Annotated in this window: 10 protein-coding genes and 1 pseudogene; 5 read left to right on the forward strand and 6 right to left on the reverse strand. The window is 69.9% G+C overall.

Annotated features, from left to right (window positions below; genetic code table 11):
* Both trpD and VIM19_17020 read right to left on the reverse strand, forming a co-directional pair.
* Nucleotides 1-753 (reverse strand): anthranilate phosphoribosyltransferase (gene trpD, locus VIM19_17015; protein ID HEY5186557.1); only part of this gene is annotated, 753 nt, incomplete at its 3' end.
* A 20-nt stretch (nt 754-773) separates the two neighbouring features.
* Nucleotides 774-1,202 (reverse strand): hypothetical protein, encoded by a 429-nt coding sequence (locus tag VIM19_17020; protein HEY5186558.1) that lies wholly within the window; start codon nt 1,200-1,202, stop codon nt 774-776.
* 152 nt (nt 1,203-1,354) lie between these two features.
* Between VIM19_17020 and VIM19_17025 the strand changes: the two genes are divergently transcribed.
* Genes VIM19_17025 through VIM19_17040 form a run of 4 tightly spaced genes read left to right on the forward strand, consistent with a single transcriptional unit; the run spans nt 1,355 to nt 5,469 of the window.
* Entirely contained in the window at nt 1,355-1,957 is a 603-nt protein-coding gene (locus tag VIM19_17025; GenBank protein ID HEY5186559.1) for a heme-copper oxidase subunit III, read from the forward strand.
* Between the two features lie 28 nt (nt 1,958-1,985).
* Nucleotides 1,986-2,792: a c-type cytochrome gene (locus tag VIM19_17030; GenBank protein ID HEY5186560.1), complete on the forward strand. Its 807-nt coding sequence runs from the start codon at nt 1,986-1,988 to the stop codon at nt 2,790-2,792.
* Nucleotides 2,789-3,814, forward strand: a complete 1,026-nt coding sequence (locus tag VIM19_17035; protein ID HEY5186561.1) for a Rieske 2Fe-2S domain-containing protein — start codon at nt 2,789-2,791, stop codon at nt 3,812-3,814. The genes VIM19_17030 and VIM19_17035 overlap by 4 nt, the downstream gene beginning before the upstream one ends.
* Entirely contained in the window at nt 3,811-5,469 is a 1,659-nt protein-coding gene (locus tag VIM19_17040; protein ID HEY5186562.1) for a ubiquinol-cytochrome c reductase cytochrome b subunit, read from the forward strand. Before VIM19_17035 ends, VIM19_17040 begins: the two co-directional genes overlap by 4 nt.
* A gap of 824 nt (nt 5,470-6,293) precedes the next feature.
* On the opposite strand, the gene VIM19_17045 is transcribed toward VIM19_17040, so the two are convergent.
* The 3 genes from VIM19_17045 to coxB all read right to left on the reverse strand — a co-directional run bounded on the left by VIM19_17045 (nt 6,294) and on the right by coxB (nt 9,162).
* The gene (locus tag VIM19_17045; GenBank protein HEY5186563.1) at nt 6,294-6,692 is read right to left on the reverse strand and encodes a cytochrome c oxidase subunit 4; all 399 of its coding nucleotides are present in this window, start codon (nt 6,690-6,692) and stop codon (nt 6,294-6,296) included.
* Nucleotides 6,689-8,344, reverse strand: a complete 1,656-nt coding sequence (gene ctaD, locus VIM19_17050) for a cytochrome c oxidase subunit I (GenBank protein HEY5186564.1) — start codon at nt 8,342-8,344, stop codon at nt 6,689-6,691. The genes VIM19_17045 and ctaD overlap by 4 nt, the downstream gene beginning before the upstream one ends.
* Nucleotides 8,345-8,427: 83 nt before the next feature.
* Nucleotides 8,428-9,162, reverse strand: a complete 735-nt coding sequence (gene coxB / locus VIM19_17055) for a cytochrome c oxidase subunit II (protein HEY5186565.1) — start codon at nt 9,160-9,162, stop codon at nt 8,428-8,430.
* A gap of 277 nt (nt 9,163-9,439) precedes the next feature.
* Here coxB and VIM19_17060 point away from each other — a divergent pair.
* Nucleotides 9,440-10,806, forward strand: a pseudogene (locus tag VIM19_17060) (aminotransferase class V-fold PLP-dependent enzyme).
* On the opposite strand, the gene aat reads toward VIM19_17060, so the two are convergent.
* Nucleotides 10,782-11,474, reverse strand: coding sequence for a leucyl/phenylalanyl-tRNA--protein transferase (gene aat / locus VIM19_17065; GenBank protein HEY5186566.1), 693 nt, complete (start codon nt 11,472-11,474; stop codon nt 10,782-10,784). The pseudogene VIM19_17060 and the gene aat overlap by 25 nt on opposite strands.
* Nucleotides 11,475-11,483 lie beyond the last annotated feature (9 nt).

An 11,483-nucleotide genomic window follows, 5' to 3' on the forward strand; every position in this document is an offset into this window, starting at 1 on the left:
GACCGACTCTTCGACCACGTCCCCTGCGAAGCCCCGCCAGACCCGCGACGTCGTGGTGGTCGTCAGCTCGTCCAGGCCGTCGTCCCCGCGGAACACCAGCGCCGCCACGCCGCGCCGGGCGAACACCTCGGCCATCACCGGGGCCATCCGCAGGTCGGCGCAGCCGATCGCCTGGGCCGGCGGCTGGGCTGGGTTGGTCAGCGGGCCGAGGAAGTTGAACGCGGTCGGGATGCCCAGCTCACGGCGCGGTACCGCGGCATGACGGAAGCCTGGGTGGAAGACCTGGGCGAAGCAGAACGTGATGCCGGCCTCGATCGCAACCTCGGCCACCCGCTCGGGCGGCAGCGTCAGCACGACTCCAAGCTCCTCGAGGAGGTCAGCTGCCCCGCAGGCGGACGACGCAGCCCGGTTGCCGTGCTTGACCACCCGGGCGCCCGCTCCGGCAACGACGAGCGCCGCCATGGTCGAGATGTTCACCGTGTGCGCCCGGTCGCCGCCGGTTCCCACGATGTCGACGCTCGGCCCGGGGACATCGATCCGGTGCGCGTGGGCGAGCATGGCCCGCACCAGGCCGTCCATCTCCTCCGCTGTCTCGCCCTTGGCCCGCAGCGCGACCATGAAACCGGCGATCTGGACCGGTGTGGCCTCCCCGGACATGATCTCGCCCATCGCCCAGCCAGTGTCGTCGGCGCTCAGCTGCTCACCGCGCACGAGTGCCTGCAGCAGCCCTGGCCAGGCCGGGGCGCCGGTCACGTCAGGTCCACCGGGAGGGCTCAGGCCGGCACGACGCCGAGGCGCTCACGCAGCAGCCGGGTCACGGTCCCGGCCAGCGCGATCGGGTCGAGCGGGTGCGCGACGACGGCGTCGGCCTTCGACCAGGTGGCCAGCCACGCGTCGGCGGAGCGCCCGATCAGCACGAGCAGCGGGGGGCAGCGGTAGATCTCGTCCTTGAGCTGGCGGGCCATGCCCATCCCACCGGCGGGAACGGCCTCGCCGTCCAGGATGGCCAGGTCGATGCCACCCTTGTCCATCGTCCGGATGACCACCGGCTCGGTGGCGCACTCGACGAACTCGAGCGGCGGCAGGTCTGCGTCGGGACGGCGGCCGAGTGCGAGGCGCACCTGGGTGCGGACCGTCTGGTCGTCGCTGTACACCAGGACCGTCAGCGGGCGTTCGGGCGCGCTCCTCTGCTCCGTGCTCACGAGGGTGATCGTAGCGCCAGCGGCCCGGACGGCCAGGGGGTGGGGACGCCGAGCGCCTCACCCGAGCGTAGAACGGCGAACGCCGACAACAATCAGCGGACAACCGGGGGGTCGGGGTCGCCTCAGGGCCCGGGTCCTGCCAGAATGCCGCCGTGGCAGCAACGACCGCAGTGGTGACGCCCCGGCGTCAAGGTGTCAATAGGCCCAACATCGTGAGCGTGGGGACCATCGTTTGGCTGTCCTCCGAGCTGATGTTCTTCGCGGCCCTGTTCGCGATGTACTTCACGGTGCGGGCAGTCCAGGGACCGCAGGTGTGGGCCCAGTACACCGAGCACCTCAACCTCAGGTTCGCGACGATCAACACCCTGGTGCTGGTGTCGTCGTCGGTCACCTGCCAGCTGGGCGTGTTCGCCGCTGAGAAGGGTGATGTCAGGCGGCTGCGCCGCTGGTTCATCATCACGTTCGTCATGGGCGCCTTCTTCATCGGCGGCCAGATCTACGAGTACACGGCGCTGGTCCGCGAGGGGATCACCCTGCAGACCAACTACGGCTCGGTGTTCTACATCACCACTGGCTTCCACGGGTTGCACGTCACCGGCGGCCTGATCGCCTTCTTGTTCGTCCTGGGCCGCACCTACGTGGCCAAGCGGTTCAGCCACCAGCAGGCGACCAGCGCGATCGTCGTGTCCTACTACTGGCACTTCGTCGACATCGTGTGGGTCGGGCTGTTCTCGACCATCTACCTGATCCAGTGATGATCCAGCGACTGCCGAGGAGCACGCCGTGAGAAACGCCGCGAGAGTGCCGGTCCGACGCCGGCGCCATCCGCTGGCGACCTTTGTCGTCCTGTTCGTTGCCCTCGTGGGCGTGGGCGCCGCGTACGCCGGCCTGGCCGGCCTGGCCGGCGGTACCGCGCAGGCCGCGGGCAGCGCCACGCCGCAGCAGATCGAGAGGGGGCGGCAGCTGTTCCTCGAAGGCTGTTCCTCCTGCCACGGGCTCGCGGCGCAGGGCACCAGCAACGGCCCGACGCTGATCGGCGTCGGGGCCGCCGCGGTCGACTTCCAGGTGGGCACGGGCCGGATGCCGGCGTCCCAGTTCGGCGCGCAGATCAAGGCGACGAAGGTCACGTACACCCAGGACGAGATCGACGCGCTGGCCGGCTATGTCGCCTCGCTGGCTCCGGGACCGGCCATCCCCTCGGCGGACCAGCTCAACTACCAGGACGCCAACCTGCAGCAGGGCGGCGCGCTGTTTCGCACCAACTGTGCGCAGTGCCACAACTTCGCCGGCAAGGGGGGCGCGCTGACGCAGGGCAAGTTCGCACCACCCCTCACCGGCGCGAGTGCCAAGCAGATGTACGAGGCGATGGTCACCGGCCCGCAGTCCATGCCGGTGTTCGCGAACACGACCCTTGCGCGGGACCAGAAGCTGGCCATCATCAAGTACGTCAAGGCCATTCAGGGCGAGCCGAACCCCGGCGGGGCCTCGCTGGGCCGTATCGGTCCGGTCAGTGAGGGCCTGCTGCTGTGGGTGCTCGGGCTGGGCATGGTGACCGCGGTGGCCGTCTGGATCGGGGCGAAGGCGTCATGAGCGGAACCGGACACGATCTCGAGCACTCGGGCGGGCACGGCGAGAACCCGCTGGCCCCCGGGCTGCCGGAGCACACCCCCCGACGAGCCGACGTCGACCCGCGCGCCGCGCGCCGGGCCGAGCGCCAGGTGGCCACCCTCTTCGGGGTGGCCGCGCTGGCCTTCATCGGCTTCGTCATCGCCTACGTCGCCTTCCCGGTGGACCATGTCACCACCGTGCCGGTGCTCGGCGCGGTGAGCTCGTCCAACCTGTTCCTGGGGCTGACCCTGGGCATCGGCATCTTCTGCATCGGCGCCGGAGCGATCCACTGGGCCAAGAAGCTCATGCCGGACGTCGAGGAGGTGTCCGAGCGCCACGAGCTGCGCGGCAGCGACGAGGACCGCGCCGCTTCGGCGTCGGAGTTCGGCCGCGGCACCGCGGAGAGCGGGTTCACCACCCGCCCGATCATCCGGCGCACGCTGCTCGCAGCGATGGTGCTGCTCCCGGTCCCCCTCGTCGTGCTGCTGCGCGACCTGGGCCCGCTGCCCGAGCAGAAGCTGCGGACGACGCTGTGGGCCAAGGGCACCCGCATCGTCAGCGACGTGACGCTGCAGCCGATCAAGCCCGGTGACATCCCGCCAGGCGGCCTGATCTCCTGCGTCCCCGAAGGCCTGGACAAGGTCGAGGAGGAGCAGGGCAACCTGAACGCCCGCGCCAAGGCCCCGATCGTCCTGGTCCGGATGCGCCCGGACCAGATCCGCTCGGAGCAGGGCAAGAACTGGGACTACGAGGGCATCTTGGCCTACTCCAAGATCTGCACCCACGTCGGCTGTCCCACTGCGCTGTACGAGCAACAGACCCACCACCTGCTCTGCCCGTGCCACCAGTCGACGTTCGACCTCGCTGACTCCGGCAACGTGGTGTTCGGCCCGGCCGCGCGCCGGATGCCGCAGCTGGCCATCACCGTGGACGCCGACGGCTACCTCGTCGCGCAAGGACCCTTCACTCAGCCGATCGGCCCGAGCTTCTGGGAGCGTGGATGAGCGCCGTGACCAAGGCCGCGGTGGCCACGTCCGACTACCTCGACGACCGCCTCGGCTCCACCAAGTGGCTGAAGAAGAACCTGGGCAAGATCTTCCCGGACCACTGGTCGTTCATGCTCGGCGAGGTCGCGCTCTACAGCTTCATCGTGCTGCTGCTGACCGGCGTGTACTTGTCGCTGTTCTTCGTGCCGTCCCAGACCGAGGTCGTCTACAACGGCAGCTACACCATGCTCGACGGCATCAAGATGTCCGAGGCGTACAAGTCGACCATCGACTTGAGCTTCGACGTCCGGGGTGGCCTGCTCATGCGGCAGATCCACCACTGGGCGGCCCTGCTGTTCGTCGCGGCGATCACGGTGCACCTGTTCCGGGTCTTCTTCACCGGCGCGTTCCGCAAGCCGCGCGAGCTGAACTGGCTGGTCGGCGTCGGTCTGCTGACGATGGGCATCTTCGAGGGCTTCGCCGGCTACTCGCTGCCGGACGACCTGCTCTCCGGCACCGGCCTGCGGATCGCCGAGGGCATCATGCAGAGCCTGCCGCTGGTCGGCACCTACATGGCGATGTTCGTCTTCGGCGGGCAGTTCCCCGGCACGGCGTTCATCCCCCGGCTGTACATCGTGCACGTGCTGCTGATCCCCGGGATCATTCTGGCCCTGATCACCGCGCACCTGATGATGGTCTGGTACCAGAAGCACACCCAGTACCCGGGGCCCGGCCGCACCAACGACAACGTGGTCGGCTTCCGGCTCTTCCCGATCTACACCGCGAAGGCGGGCGGCTTCTTCTTCATCGTCTTCGGCCTCACCGTGCTGCTGAGCGCGCTGTTCCAGATCAACCCGGTCTGGATGTTCGGCCCCTACACCCCGACCGAGATCACCGCGGGTTCCCAGCCCGACTGGTACATCGGCTGGATGGACGGCGCGCTGCGCCTGATGCCCAACTGGGAGATCACCGCGTGGGGCCACACGCTCAGCCTCAACGTGATGATCCCCGCCATGATCATCCCGGGCATCCTGTTCACGATCCTGGGCCTGTACCCGTTCCTGGAGGCCTGGGTCACTGGTGACAAGCGCGAGCACCACCTGCTCGACCGCCCGCGCAACGCGCCGGTCCGCACCGGTATCGGCGTCATGGCGATCACGTTCTACGTGCTGCTGTGGATCGGTGGCGGCAACGACATCATCGCCACCCAGTTCGACATGTCGATCAACGAGATCACCTGGACGCTGCGGATCCTGCTGTTCGTCGCCCCGCCGATCGCCTTCCTCATCACCCGTCGGATCGCCCTGGCCCTGCAGCGTCGGGACCGCGAGAAGCTGCTGCACGGCTACGAGACCGGCACCGTCCTGCAGCTGCCGTCGGGTGAGTTCATCGAGGTCCACGCCCCGGTGAGCCCTCAGGAGCGGGCGGTGCTGACCGCTGGCGAGTCCTACGCCCCCGTGGTCATCGACGACGGCCCGGACGAGAACGGCGTGACCCCGAAGATCCCGTTCGGGGCCCGGACCCGCGCGAAGCTGTCCCGGTTCTACTTCGGCGAGCAGGTCGAGCGGCCGACCCAGGCGGAGATCGAGGCCGCGGAGCACCACGCCCACGAGCTGGCCGACAGCCAGCAGGCCCAGATCCCGTCAGGCTCCCAGGAGCCGTCACAGCACTGACTAAGCGCCTCCTGACGCTCGTCGCTTCATACGGGCGTCAGGAGACGCGTCCCAGCACCGTTTGTGCTTCGGCTTCGAGCGCGGCCACAGCGGGGGCCGGACGTCCGAGGACCAGATCCTGGTAGGCGAAGAACACCGGTCCTTTCAAGACGTACCGCTGATCGCCACCGTCTGCCCAGAGATGCTTATGCCCGCGGACACGGTCGCTGCCCGGTCCCCCAGCCCGGAGGCTGGGATGAGATGCCAGGAGACCTTCAACCCGGCCGGCACCTGCTTCTGCAGGGCTGCCTGCGCCTGCGCCTGTTCCTGCGACCAAGCCGCCTGAGCGGCTGCTGAGCTCTGAGCCCGCATGGACTCAACCGTGAACACGTTCAGTGTCTGGGACCCGTAGGTGCAGCGCTTGCTGCTACTGGCCAGGGTCTCCTCGATCCCGGGTCCGTACGTGACACCGGCCAGCCGTGACGCCTCCGCGGCGGGGACCAACGCACAGGGATCCAGCGCGGTGGACGCGCCGGCCGCCTGGACTGTTGCCGCTGGCGCGCTCGTCTGCGTCGGAGGGGCCGCTGCGGCGATGCTGGCAGCAGCGCTGGACGCCGCGGCGACCACCGATTTGGGCGGCCGCCCCAGACGAGGACGGCGAGGAGGAACTGCAGGCCGCCAGGCTCAGAGCGCCGACGGCGCCGACCGCGGCTAGTCCCACCCTGCGTGACACCAACATCGACTGCACCAGCGCGCCCCCTTCGGCCCCTTGGAGGACTGTCAGGGGAAACGATGAGGACCACGCGGTGCAATTGTCTAGTGCTGACTAACGGTAAGGAAGCGCCTCAGCCGGCGACGTGGTGCCCGTGGTAGTACTCGAAGACGAAGCCGATCGCACTGCCGATCAGGAAGATCGCCCCCAGGACGATGAGCCACCAGCCGAAGGCGAAGCCCAGCATCGTGAGGGCCGCCGAGCCGGCGACGATGATCGGCCACCAGCTGTGCGGGCTGTAGAACCCGTACTCCCCCGCGCCGTCCGCGATCTCGGCCAGCTCGTTGTCCTCCGGCCGTGGGTCGATCCGGGTGGAGGTGAACAGCAGGTACACCGCGATGATCGTGGACAGCCCGGCGCTTAGGATCAAGGCGGTGGTGCCGATCACCTCGCGCGAGAGCACCCCGTAGACGGCTGCCACGATCGCGAAGAACACCGCGATGCCGGCGAAGATCCGGCCTTCGACCTTCACAGCTCGTCCTGCCCGGTCAGCTCGGAGGTACCGGGGGCCGGCGACCCGCTGCCGACGAGCGCGGCCTGCTCCATCGCAGCGGCCTCGGGGTGGTGCAGGTCGAACGCCGGGGACTCCGACCGGATCCGCGGCATCGACACGAAGTTGTGCCGCGGCGGCGGGCAGGAGGTCGCCCACTCCAGGGATCGGCCCCAGCCCCACGGATCGTCCACGGTGACCCTCGGTGCGTTCCGGGCGGTGCGGTAGACGTTCCAGAGGAACACCAGGGTGGACGCGCCCAGGACGAACGAGCCGATCGAGGAGATCGTGTTCAACGTGGTGAAGCCCTCACCCGGCAGGTAGTCGACGTAGCGGCGGGGCATGCCCTCGGCACCGAGCCAGTGCTGGACCATGAACGTGGTGTGGAAGCCCACGAACAGCAGCCAGAAGTGAAGCTTGCCGAGTCGTTCGTTCAGCATCCGGCCGGTCATCTTCGGCCACCAGAAATAGAAGCCCGCGAATGTCGCGAACACCACCGTGCCGAACACCGTGTAGTGGAAGTGCGCCACCACGAAATAGCTGTCGGAGACGTGGAAGTCCAGCGGCGGCGACGCCAGGATGATGCCGGTCAGACCGCCGAAGAGGAAGGTCACGAGGAACCCGATCGAGAACAGCATCGGAGTCTCGAAGGTCAGTGACCCGCCCCACATGGTGCCGATCCAGTTGAAGAACTTCACCCCGGTCGGCACGGCGATGAGCATGGTCATGAAGGCGAAGAACGGCAGCAGGACCGCGCCGGTCACGAACATGTGGTGCGCCCACACCGCCATCGACAGGGCGGCGATCGTGAGGGTGGCGAACACCAGGCCCTTGTAGCCGAAGATCGGTTTGCGGCTGAAGACCGGGAAGATCTCCGAGACGATGCCGAAGAAGGGGAGCGCGATGATGTAGACCTCGGGGTGCCCGAAGAACCAGAACAGGTGCTGCCACAGGATCGGCCCGCCGTTGGCCGGGTTGAAGATCTGCGCCCCGAACTCCCGGTCGACCTCCAGCGCCAGCAGCGCCGCGGCCAGCACCGGGAAGGCCAGCAGCACCAGGATCGACGTCACGAAGATGTTCCAGGAGAAGATCGGCATCCGGAACATGGTCATGCCGGGCGCCCGCATGGTGAACACCGTGGTGATGAAGTTGACCCCGCCGAGGATGGTGCCGAGACCGCCCAGCGTCAGGCCCAGGATCCACAGGTCGCTGCCGACTCCGGGCGAGTGGATCTTGTCGTTCAGCGGGGCGTAGGCGAACCAGCCGAAGTCGGCCGCACCGCCCGGCGTCAGGAAGCCGACAAAGACGATCAGGCCGCCGAACACGAACAGGTAGAAGCTCAGCAGGTTCAGCCGCGGGAACGCGACGTCGGGGGCGCCGATCTGCAGCGGCATGATCACGTTGCCGAACCCGATGAACACCGGGGTGGCGAAGAGCAGCAACATGATCGTGCCGTGCATGGTGAACAGCTGGTTGTACTGCTCGGGGGTGACGAACTGCAGACCCGGGCGGGCCAGCTCGGCCCGCATGATCATCGCCATCAGTCCGCCGATCAGGAAGAAGGCGAACGAGGCGATCATGTACATGTACCCGATGACCTTGTGGTCGGTGGAGGTCAGCCAGCTGACGACCAGCCTGCCCTTCGACGTGGGCTGCGGGCGCCCGGGCCGGCTGGGCGTCGCGGCGGCCGCGCCGGCAGGCGGCTCGGAGATGAGGGTCACGGGTTGCCTCCGATGGTGGTGCGGCCCTGCTTGTCGCCCGTTGCGTTGGTGTCGATGCGGCCGGTCAGCAGCTGACCGGTCTGGCCCGCAGCCCGCAGCGACTCGATGTGCGTCTGGTAGTCCTGCGGGCTGACCACCTTGACGTTGAAGAGCATCCGGGAGTGGTCGACGCCGCACAGCTCGGCGCACTTGCCGGAGAACTCACCCTGCCTGGTGGGGGTGACCTCGAACTGGTTGGTCCGGCCCGGGATGACGTCCATCTTCATCAGGAAGGCGGGCACCCAGAACGAGTGGATCACGTCCGGCGAGTCGAGCTTGAACAGGACGGTCTCGCCCTCGGGCAGGTACAGCGTGGGCAGATGGGTCGGGGACCCGACGTCGTAGACGCTCTCGTCCACGTAGTTGAAGGTCCAGCTCCAGCGGAAGCCGATCACGTTGACCGTGACGTCCGGGTTCGCGGACAGCTTGGTGATGGTCGACTCGTCCCGGACGGTGAACACCAGCATGACCCCGACGATCATGACCGGGACGATCGTGTACATGAGCTCGATCGGGATGTTGTACCGGGTCTGCTTGGGCAGTTCGTCGGACCGCTTGCGGTAGGCGATGACCGACCAGATGATCAGGCCCCACACCAGCGCACCGACCGCCCACAGCGCGATCCACGAGCCCTGCCACAGGTTGTGGGTGATCTGGGCCTGCTTGGTCGCCGGGTTCGGGATCCCCAGCATGGAGGGGATGTCCTTGCTGGAGCAGCCACTGAGCACGACGGCTAACGGGGCAACCGCGAAGAGCAGACGCCGCTGGATGCGTCTTCTGTTCGCAGGAGCAGGGGTCCGGCTCACGTTTCGCCACTCCGGTGTGCAGCGGACGACGGCCGACCGGTCTCCCGGTCCCCGTCGTCCTGGGCCTCGCTGACCCCCGCACCTTAGCGCAGGGGCCCTTGGATGTGGGTGCGGGGGCAGGCCGAACTGGCCGCGGACCGCACACCCGTGCGAGGGTGCGGCGGTGGGCGACACTCCTCCGCCGGGGTATCTGGACGCTGCCTCCACCGAGCCGCTGCACCCGGCCGCCCGGGACGCGCTGGAGGCCGCGTACCGGGCAGGTTGGGCCGACCCGGCCCGGCTGTACGGGGCCGGCCGGCGGGCCCGGCTGCTGCTGGACACCGCCCGGGAGTCGGTCGCCGCCCAGCTCGGCTGTCGGCCCGATGAGGTCGCCTTCCCCGCGTCCGGGACGCAGGCGGCCCACCTGGCGGTCGCGGGACTGGCCGAGGGACGCCGGCGGACCGGACGGCACGCGGTCACCTCGGCCGTCGAGCACTCGGCCGTGCTGCACGCCCTGCGCCGACGGCCGGGCGACGACGCCGCGACCACCGAGGTGGGGGTCGACGCGCGCGGCCGGGTCGACCCGGACGCCTTCGCGGGGGCACTGCGCCCCGACACGGCGCTGGCCTGCCTCCAGGGGGCCAACCACGAGGTCGGAACCGTCCAACCGGTGGCCGAGGTGGCCGAGCGCTGCGCCGCGGCCGGGGTGCCGCTGATTGTGGACGCGGCCCAGTCCGTGGGGCGCGGACCGGTGCCGCCGGGGTGGGCCGCTTTGGTGGCCAGCGCGCACAAGTGGGGTGGACCCCCCGGGGTGGGGGTGCTCGCCGTCCGCGGCGGCGTCCGGTGGCGCAACCCCGGGCCGGACGACGAACGCGGGTACGGGCGGGTCCCCGGCTTCGAGAACGTGCCCGGCGTCGTCGCGGCAGCGGCCGCCCTGGAGGCCGTGGTGGCGGCCGCGGCCGCCGAGGAGGTCCGGCTGGCCGGGCTGGCCGACCGGCTGCGGGCCGGCGTCGCCACGGTGCCGGACGTCGTCCTGCTGGGCCACCCGGAGCACCGGCTGGGCCACCTGGTCGCGTTCTCCTGCCTCTACGTGGACGGCGAGGCGCTGCTGCTCGAGCTGGACCGGGCCGGGTTCGCGGTGTCCTCCGGCTCGTCCTGCACGGCCTCCGCGCTGGAGCCGTCCCACGTGCTGGTGGCCATGGGCGCGCTCACCCAGGGCAACGTGCGGGTGTCGCTCCCTCGCGGCGTCGACCCGGCCGACGTGGACCGGTTCCTCGCCGTGCTGCCGGAGGCGGTCCGGGCGGTCCGCGAGCAGCTCGGCGCGAGCGGGCTGTGACCGCCGATCTGGTGGTCGACGCGACCGGGCAGCGCTGCCCGCTGCCGATCATCGAGCTGGCCCGCCGGATCGGCGAGGTCCCGGTCGGCGGCGTGGTCCACCTACTCGCCGACGACCCGGCCGCCGGGCCGGACGTCGCGGCCTGGTGCCGGATGCGCGGCCACGAGCTTCTCGAGGTCCACGGCGGCGGCTATCTGGTGCGCCGCTCGGCCTGACCGGCGAACGCCGGAGGCGGCGGCAGCTCGAGCGCACCGGCCAGCCGGCGCAGGTACTCGGCCCGGCTGACCTCCACGACGCCCAGCGTGGCCAGGTGCGGGGTGCGCCACTGGACGTCCAGCAGCCGACCGGGGACACCGTCCGCCGTGAGCAGCCCGACGAGGGCGACCACGGCCACCTTGGAGGCGTCCCTGGCCCGGTGGAACATGCTCTCGCCCGCGAACAGCCCGCCCAGGCTCACCCCGTACAGCCCGCCCACGAGCACGTCCTCCCGGTCGTAGACCTCCACGCTGTGCGCGACCCCCAGCCCGGCCAGCCGGGTGTAGGCCGCCTTGATGTCCGCCCCGATCCAGCCGCCGGGCCGGCGCGGGTCCGCGCACCCGTCGACGACGGCGCCGAAGGCGGTGTCGACCGTCGTCCGGTAGCGGCGACAGGACGCCCGCAGCGAGCGGGTCAGCCGCAGCCCGCCCAGCGGGAGCACGCCCCGCGGGTCCGGTGACCACCACCCGAGCGGCCCGTCCAGCCCGCCCAGCCGCATCGGGAACAGCCCACCCCGGTAGGCGGCCACCAGGGTCTGGGGCTCGAGGTCCAGCCCCACGCCCACCAGGTCGCCGTCCTCCACAGCGGCGTCAGGGCCGGGGGCAGCGCAGGTGCGGCTCGACGTCAGCGGCGGCGG

Source organism: Actinomycetes bacterium, assembly GCA_036510875.1.
In the GTDB taxonomy this organism is placed as follows: Bacteria; Actinomycetota; Actinomycetes; order Prado026; family Prado026; genus DATCDE01.